The organism is Allobosea sp. GW821-FHT10B12, assembly GCF_059415545.1.
On record NZ_JBWKNL010000019.1, the window covers coordinates 1 to 24,569 of the forward strand.

The 24,569-nt window shown below is 66.0% G+C and carries 21 protein-coding genes and 1 tRNA gene; all 22 read right to left on the bottom strand.

Annotated features, from left to right (window positions below):
* Window positions 1-126 precede the first annotated feature (126 nt).
* Window positions 127-2,202 (bottom strand): elongation factor G, encoded by a 2,076-nt coding sequence (fusA, locus tag AC07O0_RS30140; protein ID WP_494628517.1) that lies wholly within the window; start codon window positions 2,200-2,202, stop codon window positions 127-129.
* 36 nt (window positions 2,203-2,238) lie between these two features.
* Window positions 2,239-2,709 (bottom strand): 30S ribosomal protein S7, encoded by a 471-nt coding sequence (gene rpsG, locus AC07O0_RS30145; RefSeq protein WP_494628519.1) that lies wholly within the window; start codon window positions 2,707-2,709, stop codon window positions 2,239-2,241.
* Window positions 2,710-2,783: 74 nt separating this feature from the next.
* A complete protein-coding gene (gene rpsL, locus AC07O0_RS30150) occupies window positions 2,784-3,155 on the bottom strand; it encodes a 30S ribosomal protein S12 (protein ID WP_057189964.1) in 372 nt (123 codons plus the stop codon).
* A 350-nt stretch (window positions 3,156-3,505) separates the two neighbouring features.
* Window positions 3,506-4,594, bottom strand: coding sequence for a helix-turn-helix transcriptional regulator (locus tag AC07O0_RS30155; protein WP_494628521.1), 1,089 nt, complete (start codon window positions 4,592-4,594; stop codon window positions 3,506-3,508).
* A 167-nt stretch (window positions 4,595-4,761) separates the two neighbouring features.
* Window positions 4,762-8,946: a DNA-directed RNA polymerase subunit beta' gene (gene rpoC, locus AC07O0_RS30160; protein WP_494628523.1), complete on the bottom strand. Its 4,185-nt coding sequence runs from the start codon at window positions 8,944-8,946 to the stop codon at window positions 4,762-4,764.
* A 129-nt stretch (window positions 8,947-9,075) separates the two neighbouring features.
* Window positions 9,076-13,194: a DNA-directed RNA polymerase subunit beta gene (gene rpoB, locus AC07O0_RS30165; protein WP_494628525.1), complete on the bottom strand. Its 4,119-nt coding sequence runs from the start codon at window positions 13,192-13,194 to the stop codon at window positions 9,076-9,078.
* Between the two features lie 241 nt (window positions 13,195-13,435).
* Window positions 13,436-13,819 (bottom strand): 50S ribosomal protein L7/L12, encoded by a 384-nt coding sequence (rplL, locus tag AC07O0_RS30170; RefSeq protein WP_494628527.1) that lies wholly within the window; start codon window positions 13,817-13,819, stop codon window positions 13,436-13,438.
* Window positions 13,820-13,870: 51 nt separating this feature from the next.
* A complete protein-coding gene (gene rplJ, locus AC07O0_RS30175) occupies window positions 13,871-14,386 on the bottom strand; it encodes a 50S ribosomal protein L10 (RefSeq protein ID WP_494628529.1) in 516 nt (171 codons plus the stop codon).
* A gap of 503 nt (window positions 14,387-14,889) precedes the next feature.
* A complete protein-coding gene (rplA, locus tag AC07O0_RS30180; protein ID WP_057189971.1) occupies window positions 14,890-15,588 on the bottom strand; it encodes a 50S ribosomal protein L1 in 699 nt (232 codons plus the stop codon).
* A gap of 13 nt (window positions 15,589-15,601) precedes the next feature.
* A complete protein-coding gene (gene rplK, locus AC07O0_RS30185) occupies window positions 15,602-16,033 on the bottom strand; it encodes a 50S ribosomal protein L11 (protein ID WP_346360834.1) in 432 nt (143 codons plus the stop codon).
* 156 nt (window positions 16,034-16,189) lie between these two features.
* Window positions 16,190-16,606 carry a ribbon-helix-helix domain-containing protein gene (locus AC07O0_RS30190; RefSeq protein WP_494628532.1) on the bottom strand — a complete coding sequence of 139 codons (417 nt, stop codon included), beginning with the start codon at window positions 16,604-16,606 and terminating at the stop codon, window positions 16,190-16,192.
* Between the two features lie 75 nt (window positions 16,607-16,681).
* Entirely contained in the window at window positions 16,682-17,284 is a 603-nt protein-coding gene (locus tag AC07O0_RS30195; protein ID WP_494628534.1) for a DJ-1/PfpI family protein, read from the bottom strand.
* An 87-nt stretch (window positions 17,285-17,371) separates the two neighbouring features.
* Window positions 17,372-17,902 carry a cytochrome b gene (locus AC07O0_RS30200; protein ID WP_494628536.1) on the bottom strand — a complete coding sequence of 177 codons (531 nt, stop codon included), beginning with the start codon at window positions 17,900-17,902 and terminating at the stop codon, window positions 17,372-17,374.
* The gene (locus AC07O0_RS30205) at window positions 17,899-19,497 is read right to left on the bottom strand and encodes a methyl-accepting chemotaxis protein (protein ID WP_494628538.1); all 1,599 of its coding nucleotides are present in this window, start codon (window positions 19,495-19,497) and stop codon (window positions 17,899-17,901) included. Before AC07O0_RS30205 ends, AC07O0_RS30200 begins: the two co-directional genes overlap by 4 nt.
* A 127-nt stretch (window positions 19,498-19,624) precedes the next feature.
* Window positions 19,625-20,158 carry a transcription termination/antitermination protein NusG gene (nusG, locus tag AC07O0_RS30210; protein ID WP_454023952.1) on the bottom strand — a complete coding sequence of 178 codons (534 nt, stop codon included), beginning with the start codon at window positions 20,156-20,158 and terminating at the stop codon, window positions 19,625-19,627.
* Window positions 20,159-20,174: 16 nt separating this feature from the next.
* Window positions 20,175-20,369, bottom strand: coding sequence for a preprotein translocase subunit SecE (gene secE / locus AC07O0_RS30215; RefSeq protein WP_454023953.1), 195 nt, complete (start codon window positions 20,367-20,369; stop codon window positions 20,175-20,177).
* 142 nt (window positions 20,370-20,511) lie between these two features.
* On the bottom strand, window positions 20,512-21,258 hold the full coding sequence (locus tag AC07O0_RS30220; RefSeq protein ID WP_494628541.1) for a class I SAM-dependent methyltransferase: 747 nt from the start codon (window positions 21,256-21,258) through the stop codon (window positions 20,512-20,514).
* Between the two features lie 19 nt (window positions 21,259-21,277).
* Window positions 21,278-21,353: transfer RNA gene (locus AC07O0_RS30225), tRNA-Trp, on the bottom strand.
* 224 nt (window positions 21,354-21,577) lie between these two features.
* Window positions 21,578-22,711: an ABC transporter substrate-binding protein gene (locus AC07O0_RS30230; RefSeq protein ID WP_494628543.1), complete on the bottom strand. Its 1,134-nt coding sequence runs from the start codon at window positions 22,709-22,711 to the stop codon at window positions 21,578-21,580.
* A 119-nt stretch (window positions 22,712-22,830) separates the two neighbouring features.
* Window positions 22,831-23,508, bottom strand: coding sequence for a GntR family transcriptional regulator (locus tag AC07O0_RS30235; protein ID WP_494628545.1), 678 nt, complete (start codon window positions 23,506-23,508; stop codon window positions 22,831-22,833).
* A complete protein-coding gene (locus AC07O0_RS30240) occupies window positions 23,501-24,337 on the bottom strand; it encodes an isocitrate lyase/PEP mutase family protein (RefSeq protein ID WP_494628547.1) in 837 nt (278 codons plus the stop codon). The genes AC07O0_RS30235 and AC07O0_RS30240 overlap by 8 nt, the downstream gene beginning before the upstream one ends.
* A 139-nt stretch (window positions 24,338-24,476) precedes the next feature.
* Window positions 24,477-24,569, bottom strand: a 93-nt coding sequence (locus AC07O0_RS30245; RefSeq protein ID WP_494628549.1) for an EF-Tu C-terminal domain-related protein, incomplete at its 5' end; no start/stop codon positions are given.

Consider the following 24,569-nt stretch of genomic DNA (forward strand, 5'->3'; position numbering starts at 1 on the left):
GTCTTGCCATGGTCGACGTGACCAATCGTACCAATGTTGCAGTGCGGCTTCGTCCGAGCAAACTTCTCTTTGGCCATCTCAGCCTCCGTCAGATCTCTTAAGTGTTCAGTCTAATGCGTTGTTCGATCAGGCGTACTTGGCCTGGACCTCAGCAGCGACCGCGGACGGCACCTGCTCGTAGTGGTCGAACTGCATCGTGTAGTTGGCGCGGCCCTGGCTGAACGAGCGCAGCTGGTTCACGTAGCCGAACATGTTGGCCAGCGGCACCATCGCATTGATGACGACCGCGTTGCCGCGCATGTCCTGGCCCTGGATCTGGCCGCGTCGGGAATTCAGGTCGCCGATGACCGAACCGGTATAGTCTTCCGGGGTCACGACTTCGACCTTCATGATCGGCTCGAGCAGCACCGAGCCGCCCTTCTGCAGGCCTTCGCGCAGAGCGGCGCGCGAGGCGATTTCGAAGGCCAGAGCCGACGAGTCGACCTCGTGGAAGGCGCCGTCGATCAGCGAGACCTTGACGTCGACCACCGGGAAGCCGGCGAGCACGCCGGAACCGATGACCGAGTTGAGGCCCTTCTCGACGCCGGGGATATACTCCTTCGGCACCGCGCCGCCGACGATCTTCGACTCGAACTCGAAGCCCTTGCCGGTCTCGTTCGGCTCGATCACCAGCTTGACGCGGGCGAACTGGCCGGTACCGCCGGTCTGCTTCTTGTGGGTGTAGTCGATCTCGGCCTTCTTGGTCAGCGTCTCGCGATACGCAACCTGGGGCGCGCCGATATTGGCGTCGACCTTGTAGGTGCGCTTCAGGATGTCGACCTTGATGTCGAGATGCAGCTCGCCCATGCCCTTCAGGATGGTCTGGCCGCTCTCCTGGTCGGTCGAGACGCGGAAGGACGGATCCTCGTTCGCGAGCTTCGACAGGGCGAGACCCAGCTTCTCCTGATCGGCCTTGGACTTCGGCTCGATCGCGATCGTGATGACCGGCTCGGGGAACTCCATGCGCTCGAGGATCACGGCCTGGGCCGGATCGCACAGCGTGTCGCCGGTGCGGACGTCCTTGAGGCCGGCCAGGGCGACGATGTCGCCGGCATAGGCCTCCTTGATGTCCTCGCGGTTGTTCGCGTGCATCAGCAGCATGCGGCCGACGCGCTCTTTCTTGTCGCGCGTCGAGTTGATGACGCCCTGGCCGGCCTCGACCTTGCCCGAATAGACGCGGCAGAAGGTGATCGTGCCGACGAAGGGGTCGTCCATGATCTTGAAGGCGAGCATGGCGAAGGGAGCTTCGTCGGTCGGCTCGCGGGTGGTCGGCTCTTCGGTCTTGAAGTCGATGCCTTCGACCGCGCCGCGATCGACCGGCGACGGCAGGAAGTCGACGACGGCGTCGAGCAGGGGCTGCACGCCCTTGTTCTTGAAGGCCGAGCCGCAGAGGACCGGGTGGAAGGCGCGGCGCTGGACGGCCGTGCGAACCAGACGGCGCAGCGTGTCGGCGTCAGGCTCGTTGCCTTCGAGATAGGCTTCCATGGCCGCATCGTCCATCTCGACGGCGGCTTCGACCAGCTTCGAGCGATACTCGACGGCCTTGTCGGCGAGATCGGCCGGAATTTCCTTCTCGTCGAAGGTCGCGCCGAGCGCTTCGCCGTTCCAGACGATCGCCTTCATCTTGATGAGGTCGATCACGCCGGCGAAGTTCGACTCCGAACCGATCGGGATCTGCAGGCAGACGGGCTTGCCGGCGACGCGGTCGATGATGTCCTGGACGCAGCGATAGAAATCGGCGCCGATCTTGTCCATCTTGTTGACGAAGACGACGCGCGGAACGTCATACTTGTCGGCCTGGCGCCAGACGGTCTCGGTCTGCGGCTCGACGCCCTGGTTGCCGTCGAGCACGCACACGGCGCCGTCGAGCACGCGCAGCGAACGCTCGACCTCGATGGTGAAGTCGACGTGTCCGGGGGTGTCGATGATGTTCAGGCGGTTGTCGCGCCAGAAGCAGGTCGTCGCAGCCGAGGTGATCGTGATGCCACGCTCCTGCTCCTGCGTCATCCAGTCCATGGTCGCGGCGCCGTCATGGACTTCGCCGATCTTATGGCTCTTGCCGGTGTAGAACAGGATGCGCTCGGTCGTCGTCGTCTTGCCGGCATCAATGTGGGCCATGATGCCGAAGTTGCGATAGCGATCGATGGGATGAGAACGGGGCATGGGAATGCTCTGTCTTTCCGGGTCGTAACGGACGAATTACCAGCGGTAGTGCGAGAAGGCGCGGTTGGCTTCCGCCATCCGGTGCGTGTCTTCGCGCTTCTTGACGGCGTTGCCACGGTTGTTGGCGGCGTCCATCAGCTCGGCCGAGAGGCGCTCGACCATGGTGCGGTCGTTGCGGGCACGCGCCGCGGCGATCAGCCAGCGGATCGCGAGAGCCTGACGGCGCTCGGTGCGAACCTCGACCGGGACCTGATAGGTCGCGCCACCGACGCGGCGGGAACGGACCTCGATCGCCGGGGCGACGTTCTCGAGCGCGGTCTTGAAGACGGCGAGCGGATCGCTCTTCATCTTGCCTTCGATGATGTCGAAGGCGCCGTAGACGATGCCTTCGGCGGTCGACTTCTTGCCCTCGTACATGACCGAGTTCATGAACTTGGTCACGATCACGTCGCCGAACTTGGCGTCCGGGATGATCTCGCGCTTCTCTGCACTGTGGCGGCGGGACATCGTCTAGTCTCCGGTCAAATCTCAAAAGCTGCGAACCGGCTGGGGCATCTTGCCCCGCCGGTCGGGCAGGAAAATTACTTCGGACGCTTGGCGCCGTATTTCGAACGGCGCTGCTTGCGGTTCTTGACGCCCTGCGTGTCGAGCACGCCGCGCAGGATGTGGTAGCGCACGCCGGGAAGGTCCTTGACGCGGCCGCCACGGATCATGACGACCGAGTGCTCCTGGAGGTTGTGACCCTCACCCGGAATGTAGCCGATGACCTCGAAGCCGTTGGTCAGGCGCACCTTGGCAACCTTACGCAGCGCCGAGTTCGGCTTCTTCGGGGTCGTCGTATAGACACGCGTGCAGACGCCGCGCTTCTGCGGGCAATTCTCGAGCGCCGGCGCGGTGTTACGCGCCTTGACCGGCGAGCGCGGCTTGCGGATCAGCTGGCTGATTGTCGGCATTTAAGGCCTCTCGCTCCCTTGAGCGCTTGATGAATTCGGTGTCCATTCCGGCGTCGAACAAGGCCATGACCAAACGAAGCCGCGCCATCGGCGCCCATTTACGGGGCCTCAGGCGCGTTCGCATGCAGAGGAACACGGAATGCCCCGCGTTCATGCGTCCTGCCATGTCGTCGTTAGACGCTGGAATTCCGATGGAGTTTCGGTCGCGAACCTCGCTTGCAACAAAGGCAAGCGACAAACGTGTCCGACAGCCATCGACAGTGGCGCGCTTATGACTCAGCTATAGATTCGCGTCAACCCCGGATTTCGCCAGGACGACCGCAATCTCGCCATGCGCGAGCCGCGGCAGCTCAGCTGGCCCCGCCTGTCGCGACTCCAGTCCCGCGCAACAGGCCGATCAGATCGGCCTGGCGGTGCAGACCGGTCTTGGCCATGACCCGCTTCAGCGTCGAGCGCGCGGTCTCCTCCATCACGCCCAGCGCCGCGGCCGCTTCACGTGGCCGGTGGCCGGCGGCGATCAGCGCTGCGAGCCGGGCTTCGGCCGGGGTCAGGTCGAACAGGCCCTGGACCACATCGGCGGTCGGGACGTCCTTTACCACCACCGGCGTCACCACCAGAATGCTCGCCGCCCGCGAGAAGATGTCGTGCGCAGCGCCGCGGACCGGCGTCAGATGCAGGATCAGCGGCGGGTGATTCTCGCGCCGCGCGACCGCGATCGAACGCACCGTGGCGCCGCTCGCCTCCCCCATCGCCTGCACGGCCGTAGCCAGCAGACCGTCTGCCGCCGCGTCGACCAGCCCGAGGCGCGACGGGCGGTCGAGCGCGACCGCCGGCATCAGCGCCTCGAAGCGAGGATTGAGCGCAAGCGCCCGGCCGTTGCGGTCGAGCACCGCAGCTGGCAGGCCGATCGCGTCCAGGGCCTGGGCAGCGCCGCGCGCCCGCTCGAATTCCAGCCGGGCCGAGAGCAGCATGGCGCGAGCGAGATGCGGCCGCATCCGATCGAAGCGCGCGATCAGCCCATCCTCGACATGGCCTTCGTCGTGTTCGCGCTCGGCATGCAGGATGAAGGCCTCGCCGCTCGGCGAGGCGATCGACGTGGCGACGCCGATGCCGAACCCCTGCGGCAACAGGAAATCGCGATAGACCGGCTCCCGGGCCATCTCGGCATCCGAGAAGATGTCGATGTCGCGCAGGAACCCGGCATGGCGTCGCTCCAGCAGGCGGCGTGTCCGCTCATTGCCCGGGAAGCTGTTGAAATGGGTGGCGACCAGCTGGTCAAACTCGGGCGTCGAAGAGATCCAGCGATTGGAGCTCGGCGTCACAGCGACCAATACCGCACCGGCGCCGCGCGCGATCTCCTGGAAGCGGCGCAGCACCTGCGGCCACAGCTCCGGCACCACCGCCGCTTCATAAAGACTGTCCAGGAACCTCTCGTCCATGGCCCCAAACTCACATTCGGCGTACCGCTGCCCCCCGGCAGGTCTCGCCGGGCAAATTTAGGCCGGTTGTAAAGTGGAAGGTCAAGCACAGTCGCGACCGAACACACATAAACAAAAACGGCCGCCCGAAGGCGGCCGTTTCGCTAACGAGATCGTTCTCGCCAATCTTACTCGGCAGCAGGCAGAACCGCCGCGGCCGCAGCTGCGGCCTTCGCCGCCGCATCCGCCTTCTGGCCGACGATGAGATCGTCGCGACGCGTCGCCACCTGCTTGATGCGGGCGACCTGCGCGCCGGTGCCGGCCGGGATCAGCGAGCCGACGATGACGTTCTCCTTGAGGCCTTCCAGCGTGTCCATCTTGCCGTTGACCGCCGCCTCGGTGAGGACGCGGGTCGTCTCCTGGAAGGAGGCGGCCGAGATGAACGAGCGGGTCTGCAGCGAGGCCTTGGTGATGCCGAGCAGGACAGGAACGCCGGAAGCCGGCTTCTTGCCCTCCTCGCGCAGCTTGGCGTTGACCTCTTCCAGCTCGATCCGGTCGATCTGGTCGCCGGTGAGAATGTCGCTATCGCCGGATTCGGTGATCTCGACCTTCTGCAGCATCTGCCGGACGATGACCTCGATGTGCTTGTCGTTGATGGTCACGCCCTGGAGGCGGTAGACCTCCTGGATTTCGTTGACCAGGTAAGCGGCAAGCTCCTCGACGCCCTTGATCGCCAGGATGTCGTGCGGCGCCGGGTTGCCGTCGAGGATGTAGTCCCCGATCTCGACGACGTCGCCATCCTGCAGGTGGATGTGCTTGCCCTTCGGGATCAGGTACTCGACCGCGTCCGTGCCGTCATGCGGGGTCAGCGTGACGCGACGCTTGTTCTTGTAGTCGCGTCCGAAGCCGATGACGCCGGCCTTCTCGGCGATGATCGCGGCATCCTTCGGACGACGCGCCTCGAACAGCTCGGCGACGCGCGGCAGACCGCCGGTGATGTCGCGGGTCTTGGCCGAGTCGGTCGAGACACGCGCCAGCACGTCGCCGGCCTTCACCGACGAACCCGGCTCCACCGAGATGATGCCGTCGACAGGCAGGATGTAGCGGGCATCGCCACCACGGGCGAGCTTCGCGATCTTGCCGTCCGAGCCATGCAGGACCATCGCCGGGCGCAGATCCGACGTACGCGCCGAACCACGCCAGTCGATCACCAGGCGCTTGCTGATGCCGGTCGCCTCGTCGGTCGTTTCCGTCATCGACATGCCGTCGACCAGATCCTCATAGCCGACCTTGCCGTCGACTTCCGCCAGGATCGGGCGGGAATAGGGATCCCACTCGATCAGGCGCTGGCCGCGCTTGACCTTGTCGCCGTCGTCGACGCGCAGCTTCGAGCCGAACTGGACGCGGTGAACCGCGCGCTCGGCGCCGTCCGGGCCGGTGATGACGATGGCGAGGTTGCGCGCCATCGCGATCAGGTCGCCATCCGAGTTCCGCGCCGCGTTGCGGTTGCGGATCTTGACCGTGCCCTCGAAGTTCGACTCGACGAAGGACTGGTCGGCGATCGTCGCCGCGCCGCCGATGTGGAAGGTACGCATGGTGAGCTGCGTGCCCGGCTCGCCGATCGACTGCGCCGCGATGACGCCGACGGCCTCGCCCATGTTGACGGGCGTGCCGCGGGCAAGATCGCGCCCGTAGCAGGTCGCGCAGACGCCGTTCTTGGTCTCGCAGGTCAAGACCGAACGGATCTTCACCTCCTGGACGCCGGCGGCGTTGATCTTGGCGATGTGGCTTTCCTCGATCACCGCGCCCTTGGCGACAAGGACGTTGCCATCGATGTCGGTGACCTCCACGGCCGCCGAACGGCCGAGGATGCGCATGCCGAGCGAGGCCACGACCTGGCCGGCATCGACGATGGCGCGCATCTTGATGCCGTTGTCGGAGCCGCAATCCACCTCGGAGATGATCGCGTCCTGCGCCACGTCGACGAGACGGCGGGTCAGGTAACCCGAGTTCGCCGTCTTGAGCGCCGTGTCGGCGAGACCCTTACGGGCGCCGTGCGTCGAGTTGAAGTACTCGAGAACGTCGAGGCCTTCCTTGAAGTTCGAGATGATCGGCGATTCGATGATCTCGCCCGACGGCTTGGCCATCAGGCCGCGCATGGCGGCGAGCTGGCGCATCTGCGCCGGCGAACCACGGGCGCCCGAGTGGCTCATCATGTAGATCGAGTTGATCGGCTTGTCGCGGCCGCTCTCGTCCTTCTTCACGGTCGAGATACCGGCCATCATCTCCTGGGCGAGCTTGTCGGAGCACTTCGCCCAGGCGTCGACGACCTTGTTGTACTTCTCGCCCTGGGTGATCAGGCCGTCCTGGTACTGCTGCTCGTAATCCTTGGCGAGCACGCGGGTCGCATCGACGATCTCCCACTTGTTCGCGGGGATCACCATGTCGTCCTTGCCGAAGGAGATGCCGGCCTTGAAGGCGTGCTTGAAGCCAAGCCCCATGACGCGGTCGCAGAAGATCACCGATTCCTTCTGACCGCAGCCGCGATAGACGGCGTCGATCATGTTGGAGATTTCCTTCTTGGTCATCAGCTTGTTGACGACGTCGAAGGACACGGCCGGGTGCTCCGGCAGCGCGGTCGAGAGGATCACGCGGCCAGGCGTGGTGTCGTAGATCTTCGTGTACGGCTTGCCGTCATGGCCGACGCCGGTCCAGCGATATTTGATCTTCGAATGCAGCGTGACGACCTTCTCGTGCAGCGCGTATTCGAGCTCGCCGAAATCGCCGAAGATCTTGCCCTGGCCCGGCTCGCCATCCGAGATGATCGAGAGATAGTAGAGGCCGAGCACGATGTCCTGCGACGGCACGATGATCGGCATGCCGTTCGCCGGGTGCAGGATGTTGTTGGTCGACATCATCAGGACGCGCGCTTCCAGCTGCGCTTCCAGCGACAGCGGGACGTGCACGGCCATCTGGTCGCCGTCGAAATCGGCGTTGAACGCGGCGCAGACCAGCGGGTGCAGCTGGATCGCCTTGCCCTCGATCAGCACCGGCTCGAAGGCCTGGATGCCGAGGCGGTGCAGCGTCGGCGCGCGGTTCAGCAGCACCGGATGCTCGCGGATGACCTCGTCCAGGATGTCCCAGACCTCGGGCTTCTCCTTCTCGACCAGCTTCTTGGCCTGCTTGACCGTGGTCGAGTAGCCCTTGGCGTCGAGGCGGGCATAGATGAACGGCTTGAACAGCTCGAGCGCCATCTTCTTCGGCAGCCCGCACTGGTGCAGCTTCATCTCCGGGCCGACGACGATGACCGAGCGGCCGGAATAGTCGACGCGCTTGCCCAGCAGGTTCTGCCGGAAGCGGCCCTGCTTGCCCTTCAGCATGTCGGCGAGCGACTTCAGCGGGCGCTTGTTGGCGCCGGTGATGACGCGGCCGCGGCGGCCGTTGTCGAACAGGGCGTCGACCGATTCCTGCAGCATCCGCTTCTCGTTGCGGATGATGATGTCGGGCGCGCGCAGCTCGATCAGCCGCTTCAGGCGGTTATTGCGGTTGATGACGCGGCGATAGAGGTCGTTCAGGTCCGAGGTCGCGAAGCGGCCGCCGTCGAGCGGCACGAGCGGGCGCAGATCCGGCGGGATGACCGGAATCACGGTCATCACCATCCATTCCGGCTTGTTGCCCGACTCCTGGAAGGCCTCGATGATCTTGAGGCGCTTCATCAGCTTCTTCGGCTTGAGCTCGGACGTCGTCGTCGCGATCTCATGCTTCAGGTCGGCATTGATCTGGTCGAGGTCGAGCGCGCGCAGCATCTCGCGGATCGCTTCCGCGCCGATCTGGGCCGTGAAGGTGTCGGCACCGTACTCTTCCTGGGCGCGGACGTACTCTTCCTCGGTCAAGAGCTGGCGATCCTTGAGCGGGGTCAGGCCCGGCTCGAGGACGACATACGACTCGAAGTAGAGGATGCGCTCGAGGTCCTTGAGCGGCATGTCCATCAGGAGGCCGATGCGCGAGGGCAGCGACTTCAGGAACCAGATATGCGCGACCGGGGCGGCGAGCTCGATATGGCCCATGCGCTCGCGCCGGACCCGTGCCAGCGTCACCTCGACGCCGCACTTCTCGCAGATCACGCCCTTGAACTTCATGCGCTTGTACTTGCCGCACAGGCACTCGTAGTCCTTGATCGGCCCGAAGATGCGGGCGCAGAACAGGCCGTCGCGCTCGGGCTTGAACGTGCGGTAGTTGATCGTCTCGGGCTTCTTGATCTCGCCGAACGACCAGGATGCGATCTTCTCAGGGCTCGCGATCGAGATCTTGATCGCGTCGAACGCCTGCTGCACCGGCTGCTGGCCGAAAAGGTTCATGACCTCTTGCTTCATAGCCTGTCTCCTGTGACCGGCGGGGTTCTAGGGAAAACCGCCCTGCCCGGTCCTTGATCCAACGGCCGGCGGCGACAATGCCGCCGGCATGAGTAACGAACGACGTTCCGCCCCTGCGGGCGTCGCGCCTTACTCGGCTGCCTCGGCGGGCACATCGCCCGACTTCGGCTTGTTGTTGATCAGCTCGACGTTGAGGCCGAGCGAGCGCATTTCCTTGACGAGCACGTTGAAGCTCTCCGGGATACCCGCTTCGAAGTTGTCCTCACCGCGCACGATCGACTCGTAGACCTTGGTGCGGCCCGCGACGTCGTCCGACTTCACCGTCAGCATCTCCTGCAGCGTGTAGGCGGCGCCATAGGCTTCGAGCGCCCAGACCTCCATCTCGCCGAAGCGCTGGCCGCCGAACTGGGCCTTGCCGCCGAGCGGCTGCTGGGTGACCAGTGAGTACGGGCCGATAGAACGGGCGTGGATCTTGTCGTCCACCAGGTGGTGCAGCTTCAGCATGTAGATGTAGCCCATCGTGACCTTGCGGTCGAAGGGCTCGCCAGTCCTGCCATCATACAGCGTGGACTGCCCGGAGCTGTGCAGACCCGCCTGCTCCAGCAGCCGCTCGATGTCGGACTCCTTGGCGCCGTTGAAGACCGGCGTCGCGATCGGAACGCCGCGGCGCAGGTTCTGGCCCATCTCGATCAGCTCGGCGTCGTCCATCGAGGCGATGATCTCGTTGTCCTCGTAGACGGCGTCGAAGGAGGCGCGCAGGGCCTTGGAGTCATGCGCCTTGCGATAGGCGTCGATCGCCTTGCCGATCTGCTTGCCGAGACCGGCGGCAGCCCAGCCCAGATGCGTCTCCAGGATCTGGCCGACGTTCATGCGCGAGGGCACGCCGAGCGGGTTCAGGACGATGTCGGCATGGGTGCCGTCCTCGAGGAACGGCATGTCCTCTGCCGGCACGATGCGCGAGACCACGCCCTTGTTGCCGTGGCGGCCGGCCATCTTGTCGCCCGGCTGGATCTTGCGCTTCACCGCGACGAAGACCTTGACCATCTTCATCACGCCCGGAGGCAGCTCGTCGCCGCGCTGCAGCTTCTCGACCTTGTCGAGGAAGCGCTGCTCGAGGCGCTTCTTAGACTCGTCGTACTGCTTCCGCATCGCCTCGATTTCGGTCATCAGGGCGTCGTCCGCCGTGGCGAACAGCCACCACTGCGAGCGCGGGAACTCGCTCATCACCTCGCGGGTGATGACCGTGTCCTTCTTGAAGCCCTTCGGACCGGCCAGGCCGGTCTTGCCGGTCAGGATCTCGGCCAGGCGCGCAAAGGTGTTGCGGTCGAGGATCGCCTGCTCGTCGTCGCGGTCCTTGGCGAGACGCTCGATCTCCTCGCGCTCGATCGCCTGGGCGCGCTCGTCCTTGTCGACGCCGTGGCGGTTGAACACCCGGACCTCGACGATCGTGCCCTGGACGCCCGGCGGCACGCGCAGCGAGGTGTCGCGCACGTCCGAAGCCTTCTCGCCGAAGATGGCGCGCAGCAGCTTCTCTTCCGGCGTCATCGGGCTCTCGCCCTTCGGCGTGATCTTGCCGACGAGGATGTCGCCCGCCGCAACCTCAGCGCCGATGTAGACGATGCCGGCTTCGTCGAGGTTCTTCAGCGCCTCTTCCGAGACGTTCGGAATGTCGCGCGTGATTTCCTCAGGACCCAGCTTGGTGTCGCGGGCCATGACCTCGAATTCCTCGATATGGATCGAGGTGAAGATGTCTTCCGAGACGATCTTCTCCGAGAGCAGGATCGAGTCCTCGAAGTTGTAGCCGTTCCACGGCATGAACGCGACGAGCACGTTGCGGCCGAGGGCGAGCTCGCCGAACTCCGTCGACGGGCCGTCGGCGACGATGTCACCCTTCTTGATGACGTCGCCGACGCGGACCAGCGGACGCTGCGTGATGCAGGTCGACTGGTTGGAGCGCTGGAACTTCTGCAGACGGTAGATGTCGACGCCCGGCTTGGTCGGGTCCATCTCGTCCGAGGCGCGGATGACGATACGGGTCGCGTCGACCTGGTCGACGACGCCAGCGCGGCGAGCCGCGATGGCGGCGCCGGAGTCACGGGCGACCGCGGCCTCCATGCCGGTGCCGACGAACGGCGCGTCGGCGCGAACCAGCGGCACCGCCTGGCGCTGCATGTTCGAGCCCATCAGCGCGCGGTTGGCGTCGTCGTTCTCGAGGAACGGGATCAGCGCCGCGGCGACCGAGACGACCTGCTTGGGCGAGACGTCCATGAAGTCGACCTTGTCGACCGGCACGACGATGACCTCGCCGGCGCGGCGGCAGACGATCAGGTCATCGGTCAGACGGCCTTCCTTGTCGACGACCGCGTTCGCCTGGGCGACGTTGTACTTCGCCTCCTCCATGGCCGAGAGATAGATGATCTCGTCGGTCTGCTGGCCGTCGCGGATGCGTCGGTACGGGCTCTCGATGAAGCCGTACTTGTTGACGCGCGCGAAGGTGGCGAGCGAGTTGATCAGGCCGATGTTCGGGCCTTCCGGCGTCTCGATCGGGCAGATGCGGCCGTAATGCGTGGTGTGGACGTCACGCACCTCGAAGCCGGCGCGCTCGCGGGTCAGGCCACCCGGGCCAAGCGCCGAAAGACGGCGCTTGTGGGTGACTTCCGAGAGCGGATTGGTCTGGTCCATGAACTGCGAGAGCTGCGACGAGCCGAAGAACTCGCGCACCGCGGCAGCCGCGGGCTTCGCGTTGATCAGGTCCTGCGGCATCACCGTGTCGATGTCGACCGAGGACATGCGCTCCTTGATGGCGCGCTCCATGCGCAGGAGGCCCAGGCGATACTGGTTCTCCATCAGCTCGCCGACCGAGCGCACGCGCCGGTTGCCGAGATGGTCGATGTCGTCGATCTCGCCCTTGCCGTCGCGCAGGTCGACCAGCGCCTTGACGACCGCGAAGATGTCCTCCTTGCGCAGGATGCGCACGGTGTCGGCGGCGTCGAGGTCGAGACGCATGTTCATCTTGACGCGGCCGACGGCCGAGAGGTCGTAGCGCTCCGAGTCGAAGAACAGCGACTGGAACATGTTCTCGGCGGTCTCGAGCGTCGGCGGCTCGCCCGGGCGCATCACGCGGTAGATGTCGAACAGCGCCTCTTCACGACGCGAGTTCTTGTCGACCTTGAGCGTGTTGCGGATGTAGGGGCCGATCGTGATGTGGTCGATGTCGAGCACCGGGATCTCGTCGAAGCCGACGTCGAGCAGCGCCTTCAGGCTCTTCTCGTCGATCTCGTCGCCGGCCTCGGCGAAGACCTCGCCGGTCTGCGGGTTGACCAGGTCCTCGGCGATGTACTGACCGTAGAGGTCCTCGTCGGTGGCGCGCAGGAACTTCAGGCCCTTCTCGGCGAGCTGGCGGGCGGTGCGCGCGACCAGCTTCTTGCCGGCCTCGATCACGACCTCGCCGGTGTCGGCGTCGATCATGTCGACGGTCGCCTTGAAGCCCTTCATGCGCTCGGCGTCGTAGGGAACGCGCCAGCCATCCTTGTCGCGGACATAGTCGACGCGGTTGTAGAAGCGCGACAGGATCTCCTCGCCGTCCATGCCGAGGGCGAACAGCAGCGAGGTGACCGGGATCTTACGCTTGCGGTCGATGCGGGCGTAGACGATGTCCTTGGCGTCGAACTCGATGTCGAGCCAGGAGCCGCGATAGGGGATGATGCGGGCGGCGAAGAGCAGCTTGCCCGAGGAGTGGGTCTTGCCCTTGTCGTGGTCGAAGAACACGCCCGGCGAACGGTGCATCTGCGAGACGATGACGCGCTCGGTGCCGTTGACGATGAAGGTGCCGTTGTCCGTCATGAGCGGCATCTCGCCCATGTAGACGTCCTGCTCCTTGATGTCCTTGACCGACTTGGCCTGGGTGTCCGGGTCGATATCGAACACGATCAGGCGCAGCGTCACCTTGAGCGGCGCCGAGAAGGTCATGCCGCGCTGGCGGCACTCGTCGACATCGTATTTCGGCGGCTCGAAGGTGTACTTGACGAACTCCAGCAGCGACGCGCCCGAGAAGTCGCCGATCGGGAACACCGACTTGAAGACCGACTGCAGTCCCTCGTCGCTGCGGCCGCCCTTGGGTTCCTCGACCATCAGGAACTGGTCGTAGGACGCCTTCTGAACCTCGATGAGGTTCGGCATCTCCGCCACTTCCTTGAGCTTGCCGAAGAACTTGCGGACGCGCCTGCGACCCTGGAGGGAAGTTACCATCATGTTCCTCGCAATCTCGGACGGCTCACCCGGGGGTCCGGGCCTCGAGGCGGAACGGGCCGCCGGGTGAGCCGCTCGGCGCTCATGGGCGCCGACGTTCAACTGGATCGACCTGCATCATGGCAGGCCCTGCAAAGCGTCGCTCCGGCTAGGCGGAAACGACGCAACAGCCCCGGAGGCGGCGAGCCGCCCCGGGACTGTCCTTGTCGACTAGATACGGACCGGCATCAGCCGGCCCGGCTCACTTGAGCTCGACCTTCGCGCCGACGGCCTCGAGCTGCTTCTTGAGCTTCTCGGCCTCGTCCTTGGCGACGGCTTCCTTGACCGGCTTCGGAGCGGCTTCGACCAGATCCTTGGCTTCCTTGAGGCCCAGGCCGGTGATGGCGCGGACTTCCTTGATCACCTCGATCTTCTTGTCGCCGGCGGCGGCAAGAACGACGGTGAACTCGGTCTGCTCTTCAGCAGCGGCAGCGCCGGCGCCAGCGCCAGCAGCCGGGCCAGCGGCCACGGCGACGGCGGCGGCAGCCGAGACGCCCCACTTCTCTTCGAGCATCTTGGCGAGGTCAGCAGCCTCGAGAACGGTGAGCGACGAGAGTTCGTCGACGAGCTTGGCGAGATCGGCCATTGTTTAAGTTCCTGATGTAAGAGGTTCGAACGATTAACGGTTGTCGGCTGCTCAGGCAGCGTCCTTGTCGGCATATGCCTGGAACACGCGCGCGAGCTTCGCAGCAGGCGCGGTCGAGAGCTGGGCGATCTTGGTCGCAGGGGCCTGCAGGAGGCCGAGCAACTTGGCGCGCAGTTCGTCGAGCGAGGGCATCGTGGCCAGGGCCTTGACACCATCGGGGTTCAGGGCGGTCTTGCCCATCGCGCCGCCGAGGATGACGAGCTTGTCGTTCTCCTTGGCGAAGGCGGTGGCGACCCTCGGCGCCGCGACCGGATCGCTGGAATAGGCGATCAGGGTGGGACCCGTCAGCAGCTTGCTGATGGACGCGACGTCGGTGCCTTCAAGAGCGATCTTGGCCAGCCGGTTCTTTGCGACCTTCACGGTGGCGCCATTGGCCTTCATCTCGCGACGAAGCTTCTGGAACTGGGCCACCGTCAAACCCGCATAGTGGGCCACGACAACGACCGACGTCTTCGAGAAGACATCGTTCAGTGTCGCGACGGCATCAGATTTTGCCGCTTTATCCACTGGGCTCTCTCCGGTAGGCGACAGGCTTTTGGACCCGCCGCCAGTTGCACGTGCCGCTCTGGAAGTGATCGGTTGACACCGACCCCTCGCCGGAGCGACGCTCAGTGCCCTGTCCCCAGCCATGGCCGAAGCCGTGATCGGGCGAGATGGTTCGAACCTCGGTCGGCGCCCTTCGGCGCCGGAAGAGTTCTTGCACCGTCTATGCAGGCCTCTTGGCGAAATTATGCCCCTTAGCCGGAGCCAAAGGCGCACCTGCAGTCTCAGACAGGACTGGGGATCCGGCTTTAAGAGATTGCTCTCCTCGACCCGAACACCCATTCTTCGACGGCGAACCGCCGAAAAACGCGAAATGGACCTCCTCGTGCCAAGCACGCGGAAGCCCCGTCACTCATGGAAACGCGGAGGAGGCTATAGACCCTCCCCCGGCTTCTGCCAAGTGGTAATCCTCGCGCCGAAGCGCAAGGCGGGGCTGCGGCCGCCGTTCGGGCGACCGCTGCGCGATATCAACCGCCGAGAACGGTGTTCGGCTCGATCTTGACGCCCGGACCCATGGTCGAGGAGATCGCGACGCGCTGGATATAGGTGCCCTTGGCGCCGGCCGGCTTCGCCTTCGAGACCGAATCGACGAAGGCCTTGATGTTCTCGCCGAGCTTGTCGGCATCGAACGAAGCCTTGCCGACGGCGGCGTGGACGATGCCCGCCTTCTCGACGCGGAACTCGACCGAGCCGCCCTTCGAGGCGGCGACGGCGGCGGTCAGGTCCATGGTGACCGTGCCGACGCGCGGGTTCGGCATCAGGCCGCGCGGGCCCAGCACCTTACCGAGGCGGCCGACCAGGCCCATCATGTCCGGGGTCGCGATGCAGCGGTCGAAGTTGATTTCGCCCTTCTGCACGGTCTCGACCAGGTCCTCGGCGCCGACGATGTCGGCACCGGCCTTCTTGGCCTCCTCGGCCTTGGCGCCGCGGGCGAAGACGGCGACGCGCAGCGTGCGGCCCGAGCCATTCGGCAGGTTGCAGACGCCGCGGACCATCTGGTCGGCGTGACGCGGATCGACGCCGAGATTCATCGCGATCTCGACGGTCTCGTCGAACTTGGCGTTCGCGCGGGCCTTGACCATCGCGACCGCCTCGGCGAGCGGGTAGAGCTTGATGCGGTCAACGCCTTCACGGCCCTTGACGACGCGCTTTCCGACATGTGCCATTGTCAGTTCCCCCTCAGCCCACGACTTCCAGGCCCATGGAACGGGCCGAGCCACGGATCATCGCCACCGCCGAATCGACGTTGTCGCAGTTGAGATCGGCCATCTTCTTCTCGGCGATCTCCTTGAGCTGGGCAGTCGTGACCTTGCCGACATTGCCGCCCTTGCCCGGGGTCTTCGAACCCGAGGTCAGGCCAGCAGCCTTCTTCAGCCAGTACGAGACCGGCGGCTGCTTCATCTCGAAGGTGAAGGAGCGATCCTGATACGCGGTGATGATCACCGGGATCGGCATGCCCTTTTCCATCTGCGCGGTCTTCGCGTTGAAGGCCTTGCAGAATTCCATGATGTTGAGGCCGCGCTGACCCAGCGCCGGACCGATCGGCGGCGACGGATTGGCCGCGCCCGCCGGAACCTGAAGCTTCACGTAACCCGTGATCTTCTTTGCCATGATGGCTGCTCCTGTCGTCCGCCCCGGTGCCGACCGGAACGACGACGCCCCCGCCCGCGAGCTGCTATCGCTCCGGATCGGGGTGTTGCAGGGCGTGGTGCGGCGAGAACCTCCGGCTGGCTGACCGGCACGCCTCCCACGCATGTGAGGGCCGCCCTATGGCACAGGACGGTCTGAAAGGGAAGCCCCGGATACGCCCGTTCGCTGCGGGCGGCGTGTCGCAGGCGCAAGCCGCTGCACCTCCCGCGCCAGGATGCCGTCGGCGTCGAGATCGCGGATCGACCGGTCGAGCTCGCGCGGCACCTCGCCGGCGAGCTGCAGCATCAGGTAGCGGCCGCAGCAGACGCGCAGGAACGAGGCGAAGTTCTCGCCGTCGCCATGGGTCTCGATCAGCTCGCTATGGAGCTTGGCGAGGAGTTGCCCGGGGCTCATGCCGTCGCGCGCCGCGATCTCCTCGAGCACGCGCCAGTACAGGTTCTCGAGCCGCACGCTGGTCGAGAAGCCGTTGAGCCGCACCGATTTCAGGCGTGTGCGCCAGAGATCGGCGTCGGCGTTGATGAAGAGCTTGCACATGGCGCCCTCCCCGCGCGCAACCGCCGCGCACCATAGCGCGGCGGCCGGCGAAAGCACGTGCGATCCTATACCGCCTCAGGCGGCCTGGCGCAGCTCGCCATGGCTGATCCTGGTGCCGAGCACCGCCAGGAACTGCGCGATCCAGGCCGGGTGCGCCGGCCAGGCGGGTGCGGTCACCAGATTGCCGTCGGTCGTCGCCGCGTCGATCGCGATGTCGGCATAGCGTCCACCGGCGAGCTCCACCTCGGGACTGCAGGCCGGATAGGCCGAGCAGCTGCGGCCTTTGAGGACATCGGCGGCGGCCAGAATCTGCGCCCCATGGCAGATCGCGGCGACCGGCTTGTTGGCCTCGAAGAAGTGCCGGACGGTTCCGATCACCTGCTTGTTCAGGCGCAGATATTCCGGCGCCCGCCCACCCGGCAGCACCAGCGCGTCATAAGCCGCCGCATCGACATCGGCGAAGCTGGCGTTGAGCACAAAATTGTGGCCGCGCTTTTCCGTATAGGTCTGCTGGCCCTCGAAATCATGGATCGAGGTCGCGACGCTCTCGCCCTTCGCCTTGTCGGGGCAGACGGCATCGACCTTGTGGCCGACGGCGAGCAGCGCCTGGAACGGCACCATGATCTCGTAGTCCTCGCCGAAATCGCCGACGATCATCAAAATGCGCTTGCCGCTCATCATTATCCTCCCTCATGCCCCGTCATGGGTTGTCGGGAAGGATAGGCGCAGCGGACGACGCGCGGGTGTTAACCGGTTAACGCAGGCTCAGCCGAGCTTGGCGTCCCGTGTCAGATAGTCGCCGAGCGCGACCCCGATATGGACGACGACGAACGCGATCAGGCCGAAGGCGAGCCAGGCATGGGTCGTCAGCAGCAATTCGGCATAGCCGGCCTCCGGCGGCCAGATCTCCGGAAGCGACAGACCGAAGAGCAGCTGGAGCGCCCCGAAGCTGGAGGCGCCCGCCCAGCCCAGCAGCGGCACGATCAGCAGGAGGAGATAGAGCAGCGCATGCACCGGCCGGCTCGCCGCTCCCTTCTGCCAGCGTCCCGTCAGACGAGCGAACAGGCGATAGCCGATGCGGACAAGCACGATGCAGAGCAGGCTGGCGCCCGTGGTCTTGTGGCAGAGATAGAGCAGATCGGCGAGCGGCCCGCTGCCCAGCTGCGTCATCATCACGCCGGTGGCGAAGAGCGCCAGCACCAGCGCCGCCGTCAGCCAGTGCAGCACCTGCGCGATGGCCGGCAGCGACGGCGCCGCAACCGGCTTCGCCTCGGCCTCGGGGATCGCCATGCTCATGCGCTTACCAGCTCCTTGCGCCTGATGAAGCCGTCGACGGCCTGCCGCAGCTCCGCCGCCTGTCTGTCCAGGTCCGCCGACGCCGCAGTGACCGAGCCGGCAGTCTGGCGCCAGCTCGCCAGCGTGCCGGCGAGCTGCTCGACCTGTTCGGCGACGAGCCGGACATCCCCTGCCGTCCGGATCGTCGTCTCGCTGATCGAGCGCGAGCCGACATCCTGGCGCGCGGTCAGTTCGGCGATCGAGAGCGCCGCCTTGTCGACCTTCTCGACCGACGTCACGAGGGCGCCGACCCGCATGGTGATGCGCTGGGCGGCGATGTTGATCTGGTCCAGCCCCTTGCGGACATCGTCCGTCGCCTCGGCGGTGCGATGCGCGAGCTGCTTCACCTCGCCGGCGACGACAGCAAAGCCCCTGCCCGCCTCGCCGGCCCGCGCCGCCTCGATCGTTGCGTTCAGCGCCAGAAGGTTGGTCTGGCTGGCGACAGTCCCGATGATGTCGATCACCTTCACGATCTTTCCGACCGCATCGCACAGGACCACTGTGTCGGCGGTCGCCTCGTCGACCAGCGCCTTCGCCGCATCCGCGACCTCCGAGGTGCGCTGCGCCTCGCTCGCCGCCGTCGCCAGGAGCGAAGAGACCTCGCTGATCGCGCCGGCGACATGATCGACATGGCCGGAGACGCGCTGCGTCGACTGCGTGGCCGCGCCTGCCCGGGCGTCAACGACGCCGGAGAGCTGCGCGAACTCGCCGGCCGCCTGCGACAGGCGCGAGCCGTGCTGCTCCAGCGCCTGGGCGATCGCGGCGATCCGCTCCTGGAAGGCGGCGTTGCGGCCCTGGACCGCCTCCTGACGCGCCACTTCGTCCGACAGCGCGCTCAATCGAACCCGGGCCGCTTCCTGCTCGGCCTCCTGCCCATGCAGATGCGCCAGCAGCGCCCGGCCGAGCATGCCGATCTCGTCGCGGCGCATGGCGAGCTTGTCGAGTTCGCCGTCTTCCTGCCGGCTCTTCGCCAGGGCCCGCGCCATGCCGGAGATCGGGCGAACCAGCCAGCGATGTTCGAGCACGACGATGAAGACCAGGCTGAACAGCCCGAGCAGCGAGAGCAGCACCTTGTTCTGATGGGCGCTCTCGACATGCTGCGAGAGATTCGCGCTCAACCGGCCGATCTCCTCACCCAGCCCGCGCCGCAAGGCCGAGCGCTTGTCGGCGATCACCCTGAGCTCGGCCCGGGCCGTCGGGATATCGGCGGCTTGACGCATGGCGATGGCGCAGGCCGCGATGGTCTGCGCATCGGATTTCAGCCTGCCGTCCAAGCGGCTGGCGATGTCCTCCGCCCCGATCGCGAGCACCTCGAGATCGGAAGGTTCCGCCTGCGCGCCCGAGAAGATCGCGATGCTGATGCGCTCGAAGACCATGGTCGTCGCTTCGAGGCGCCGGGCGAGGTCGCTTTGCGCCTCGAGCGCCTGCGTGAAGCCGTGCAGCTTGCGCGAGCCGACCAGCTCGGTCGCGACATAGAGGCAGGACAGCGCGCCGAGCAGCACGCCCCACAGCGCCAGGCGCTGTCCGACCGTCGCCTTGAATGTTCTGGGAAACATGCTTGTCCGAGCCGATAGCCGGCGCGGACATTCTCATACACGCCTGAAGGAGGCGTTAACTACGAAATCACGCAAAAAGGGTGCCGTCTCCGGCACCCCTTGGCAAGCTCTCGACCAGCCCTGAGCCTCAGAGCTTCTCGACCTGGCTGTATTCGAGTTCGACCGGCGTGGCACGGCCGAAGATCGAGACCGCGACCTTGAGGCGGGCGCGAGCGTGGTCGACATCCTCGACGACGCCGTTGAACGAGGCGAACGGGCCGTCGGCGACCTTCACCTGCTCGCCGACCTCGAACACCACGGTCGGCTTCGGCCGCTCGATGCCTTCGGCGACCTGGCCCTTGATCCGCATCGCCTCATGCTCGGGGATCGGCATCGGCTTGGCCTTGTCGGCGCCGAGGAAGCCGGTGACCTTGGGCGTGTTCTTGATGAGGTGGTAGACCTCGTCGGTCATCTCGCACTTCACCAGCACATAGCCCGGGAAGAACTTGCGCTCGGTGTCGACCTTGCGGCCGCGGCGGACCTCGACGACCTTCTCGGTCGGGACCAGCACCTCGTCGAACTTGTCGGAGAGGTGGCGCTGCGCCGCCTGATCCTTGATCGACTGGGCGACCTTGTTCTCGAAGTTGGAATAGGCGTGGACGATATACCAGCGGGTGCTCACGGTCTTATGCCTTCGTTCAACGTGCGCCGAGGATGAGGGCGAGGCCCCAGCGGATGACCGTATCGGTGAAGAGGAAGAACAGGCTGGAGACCAGCACCATCAGCAAAACCAGGCCGGTGGTGATCAGCGTCTCGCGGCGCGAGGGCCAGGTCACCTTGGAGGCCTCGTTGCGCACCTCCTGCAGGAACTGGAAGGGATTCGTCTTCGCCATCGGGCTCGTCACCTCGGTTCCGGATCGTCGCTTTGGAACGGCGATTCGGTGGTCCTGAAAGATTCGCGGCGCGGGGCTCAGGGAGCCGCGCGCCGTCGTTAAGGGGCTTCTTACAACGCCAAGGCCCGCTCGCCAAGCGGTTTTAAGACCGCTCGGGTCGGGCCCGCTCGGCGGCGACCAGCAGAAAGGCCGGCCGCTCGCGTTCCTTCGCCCAGTCGGGCTCGGCGGCGATCTGCTCGGGCGTCGGCCCCCATTCCTCGATATGGCGCAGCCTGAGCCCGAGCCCGATGAGGAGGTTGAGATAGCTCGCCAGCGTGCGGTGCTGCTTGACCACGCCATCGGCGAGCCAGTCGGTGACGCGCTTACCCTCGTCGAGATAGGCGCCGACCGGCCAGACCGGCAGGCCCGAAGCATCCTCGCCCCATGTCTGGTGGCGCGGCGCCGTCATGATTGGATGCTCGACCGAGAAGACGAAGCGCCCGCCCGGTTTCAGGGCCTGCGCGACGCGGCCGAACACAGCTGGAAGATCGACGAGATAGTGGAAGGCCAGCGAGGAATAGATGAGGTCGAAGCGCCCGGCCGGCGGCTCGTAGGCTTCGAGGTCGGCCTGCTCGTAGCGGACGCTTGCCGCATCGGTCTCCGCCCCTGCCCGCGCCAGCATGCGCTCGGAAACGTCGACGCCGACGACCTCGGCCGCGCCCTCACCCGCCGCAAAGCGGCAGAACCAGCCGAAGCCGCAACCGAGATCGAGCACGGTGGCATCGGTGAGCGGCGGCAGCAGCGCGCGCAGCGCCGGCCATTCCGGCGCGCCGTCGAGCCCGCGCTGCGAGCGCGGCAACTGGCTGTAATTCTGGAAGAAGCCGGCGTCGTCGTAGATGTTCTGGGTCATCGCGGATCTGACGGACGGCTGGCAGGGGCGGCAGGGCTCGAACCTGCGACACCCGGTTTTGGAGACCGGTACTCTACCAACTGAGCTACACCCCTGTAGCGCCGGTTGCTTAGCCTGAACCCTGCCGGCTTTTCAAGTCGAAATCGTCACCGCGATGCCGGAAGTTGACTCAATTCGTCAGCCGGCCGCGCCAAGGCCTTGGCGTATCGGGAGATTGCATCGCGCAGCGGGTGCGCCCGACGACCCGGAGGCCTGTGTGCAACGAGAAAGGGCGGCACAGCCGCCGCCCTTCCAATCTCCGTCCCGGCCGCGCGGCAGCTCACTTCGGCAGACGGCCGATGATCTTCTGCTTGCCGTCGACGACCTCGGCCAGGAAGCTCTCGCGCTGGACATCGCCCTTCGCGTCGAAGGTCGTCTCCATCAGGATGCCCGGCTCCTCGTCCGGCTTGATCGTGGCGCCGTGCAGGGTCGCCGCGATCTTGGTCGGCTCGAACTTGCCGAGCTTCTCCGTCGCCCATTTCACCGCATGGACGGCCATGAAGCCCTTGATGCCGTTATGGTCGGGCACGAACTTGAAGCGCGCCTCGAAGCGCTTGCCGAAATCCTGCAAGGCCGGGATCGGCGCATCGACGGTCTGGCCGACATGGCCACGCACGCCATCGGCCGCCTTGCCGGCGAGCTCGATTACCTTCTGGCTCAGGATCGTGGTCTCGCCGATCACCGGCTTGCCGACATTCTGGTCGCGCATCGCCACCAGCAGCCGGGCGCTCTCCTCCTCGTTGAGATAGACGAAGACGGCATCGACTTCGGCATTCTTCACCTTGATCGCCTCGCCGGCGAAATCGGCCTGCCCCTGCTCGGTCGAGAGATCGACCGGCACCGCGATGCCGCGGCTCTTCAGCTCCTTCAGGATCGCCTCGTGCCCACCCTTGCCGAAGTCGTTGTTGACCCAGACCACCGCGACCGACCTGGCCTTGACCTGGTCCTTCAGATAGGCGGCGATCTTCGGCATCGCCGCCGACTGGCTGAGCGAGGTCCGGAAGATGAAGGGGTTGCCCTGGGCGGTGTAGGCGGTGCCGTCGCCGGCCGCGAGCTGGGCGATCTCGGCGCGCTGGGCGATCTGCATCGAAGCCATGATCGAGCCGGTATAGACCGGCCCGAGCACCGCATGGGTACCTTCGTCGATCGCGCGCTGCACGGCAGCACGGGCATTGGCCGGGTTGGTCTGCGTGTCATAGGCGACGAGATCGATCTTGCGCCCGAGGATGCCGCCCTTGGCGTTGATCTCCTCGACCGCGAGCTCGATGCCGCTCTTCCAGTTGGTGCCGGCGGTTGCGCCCGGCCCCGACAATTCGGCGATGGTGACGAGCTTCACCTTGTCCTGCGCCAGGGCTGGCGTGGCTGCCAGCGCGAGCGCCAGCGCCAGCGCAGCGGCTTTCAAAACGATGTTCATGACGCCTCCTCCCGAACTCCGACGGCCGTTACAGGCTCTCGCTTGAAAGCATAGACTCTAGGACACTGTATGCAAGATCATTTGACGGCTGCCATTGCTCTGCTGACCGGCCTGCCCGCTCAGCCCGCCGCCTCCCCGCTGCGCAGCACGTCGGCATAGGCGTCCCAGGCCCGCATGATGTGCTGGTGCAGGATGGAATCGAGATCGGCCAGGCGCCCGACGGCAAAGGCCTCGACCATCAGGTGATGCTCGGCCATGGAGCGCTCCTGCTCGCCCTCCAGCGGCACCGAGAGATGCGTGCGCAGCGCTGCGACACGGCTGGAGACGCCGCGATAGGCATTGCCGAGATAGCGGTTGCCGCAATGCTGGAAGAAGACCTCGTGGAAGACGGTGTCGGCCCGGGCATAGTCGCGGCGGGTGCCGCCTGCCTGCGCCGCCTCCATCGCCGCGAGCGCAGCGTTCATCGCCGCCAGCGCCGCCGTGCGCGCCTTGCTCATGCATTCGCGCAGGGCCTGCGTCTCCAGCATGTAACGGAAGACACAGAGCTCGGCGACATCCTCCTCGGTCGGCGCGAAAACGAAGGTGCCTTTCTTCGGCACGATCGTGACCAGCCCCTGCAATTGCAACCGCGCCAGCGCCTCGCGCACCGGCGTGCGGCTCACCCCCAGGGCCTCGCTCAGCGCCTCCTCGGACAAGGTCTCGCCGAGGCGCATCTCGGCATCGACGATCGCGTCGCGCAGGCGCTCCTCGACGATCGCCACCAGCGATTTCGGCTGCTCGACCTTGAGATCAGGCATAGTGCTCGCGCCCCAGGAAGGCCTCGTAGCTCGGCAGGTCGAGCATGGCCGCTTCCAGCGTGCGCGTCGTGCCGGAGCGCTTCAGCTCGCGGGCGAAGGCCGACATCATATGGGCGTAGGCCAGGGTCGACGACACCGGATAGCTCAGCACCTTGAAGCCGAGCCGCCCGAAATCCTCGGCCTTCAATGGCGGCGCCCTGCCCTCGACATAGTTGAACATCAGCGGCGCCTCGATCTCGCCCAGCGCCCGCTTCATCTCCTCCTCCGACTGCAGCATCTCCAGCAGCACGAGATCGGCGCCGGCCTCCGCATAGGCTTTGCCACGCGCGATCGCCTCGTCGAGGCCGAGCGGCAACCGCGCATCGGAGCGGCCGATGATCAGGAAATCGGGATCGCGCCGGGTCGCCACCGCGATGCGGATCTTCTCGGCCTGCTCCTCGCGCGTCACCAGCGCCAGCCCCTTCATCGCGCCGCAGCGCTTGGGCGTGACCTGGTCCTCGAGATGGATCGCGGCGACGCCGGCGGCCTCATACTCGGCGACGGTGCGGGCGACATTGTTGAGATTGCCATAGCCGGTATCGGCATCGGCGATCAGCGGCACCGTGATCGCCGCGGCCAGGGCCCGGCCGCGCGCGACCATCTCGGTCATGGTCAGGAGGCCGATATCGGGCGCGCCGATCAGACTGGCGGAGAGGCCGTTGCCAGTCATGTAGACCGCCTCGAACCCGGCCTGCTCGATCGCCCGCGCGCCGATGGCGTCATGACAGCCGGGCGCGACGACGAGGCCGGGCTGGCGCAGCCTGTCGGCGAGCGAATGGCGGGGACTCATCGCGATCTCCAGTCCGTATGCAAGATACCGGAAGCTGGCACGGGACGCTCCGCGACGCCAGAGCGCCGAAGCGAGCGCTGGCAGAAACGAAAAAGGGCGGCGTTGCCGCCGCCCTTTCCCAAGTCGCTATGCGCGTCGATCAGGCAATGATCGAAGCGACGACGCCGGCGCCGACGGTGCGTCCGCCTTCGCGGATGGCGAAGCGGAGCTTCTCTTCCATCGCGATCGGCAC

Bases quoted from the DNA above. Each gene is read 5' to 3' on its own strand.
- fusA (WP_494628517.1), bottom strand. From the start codon at position 2,202: ATGCCCCGTTCTCATCCCATCGATCGCTATCGCAACTTCGGCATCATG.
- rpsG (WP_494628519.1), bottom strand. From the start codon at position 2,709: ATGTCCCGCCGCCACAGTGCAGAGAAGCGCGAGATCATCCCGGACGCC.
- rpsL (WP_057189964.1), bottom strand. From the start codon at position 3,155: ATGCCGACAATCAGCCAGCTGATCCGCAAGCCGCGCTCGCCGGTCAAG.
- AC07O0_RS30155 (WP_494628521.1), bottom strand. From the start codon at position 4,594: ATGGACGAGAGGTTCCTGGACAGTCTTTATGAAGCGGCGGTGGTGCCG.
- rpoC (WP_494628523.1), bottom strand. From the start codon at position 8,946: ATGAAGCAAGAGGTCATGAACCTTTTCGGCCAGCAGCCGGTGCAGCAG.
- rpoB (WP_494628525.1), bottom strand. From the start codon at position 13,194: ATGGTAACTTCCCTCCAGGGTCGCAGGCGCGTCCGCAAGTTCTTCGGC.
- rplL (WP_494628527.1), bottom strand. From the start codon at position 13,819: ATGGCCGATCTCGCCAAGCTCGTCGACGAACTCTCGTCGCTCACCGTT.
- rplA (WP_057189971.1), bottom strand. From the start codon at position 15,588: ATGGCACATGTCGGAAAGCGCGTCGTCAAGGGCCGTGAAGGCGTTGAC.
- rplK (WP_346360834.1), bottom strand. From the start codon at position 16,033: ATGGCAAAGAAGATCACGGGTTACGTGAAGCTTCAGGTTCCGGCGGGC.
- AC07O0_RS30190 (WP_494628532.1), bottom strand. From the start codon at position 16,606: ATGTGCAAGCTCTTCATCAACGCCGACGCCGATCTCTGGCGCACACGC.
- AC07O0_RS30195 (WP_494628534.1), bottom strand. From the start codon at position 17,284: ATGAGCGGCAAGCGCATTTTGATGATCGTCGGCGATTTCGGCGAGGAC.
- AC07O0_RS30200 (WP_494628536.1), bottom strand. From the start codon at position 17,902: ATGAGCATGGCGATCCCCGAGGCCGAGGCGAAGCCGGTTGCGGCGCCG.
- AC07O0_RS30205 (WP_494628538.1), bottom strand. From the start codon at position 19,497: ATGTTTCCCAGAACATTCAAGGCGACGGTCGGACAGCGCCTGGCGCTG.
- secE (WP_454023953.1), bottom strand. From the start codon at position 20,369: ATGGCGAAGACGAATCCCTTCCAGTTCCTGCAGGAGGTGCGCAACGAG.
- AC07O0_RS30220 (WP_494628541.1), bottom strand. From the start codon at position 21,258: ATGACCCAGAACATCTACGACGACGCCGGCTTCTTCCAGAATTACAGC.
- AC07O0_RS30230 (WP_494628543.1), bottom strand. From the start codon at position 22,711: ATGAACATCGTTTTGAAAGCCGCTGCGCTGGCGCTGGCGCTCGCGCTG.
- AC07O0_RS30235 (WP_494628545.1), bottom strand. From the start codon at position 23,508: ATGCCTGATCTCAAGGTCGAGCAGCCGAAATCGCTGGTGGCGATCGTC.
- AC07O0_RS30240 (WP_494628547.1), bottom strand. From the start codon at position 24,337: ATGAGTCCCCGCCATTCGCTCGCCGACAGGCTGCGCCAGCCCGGCCTC.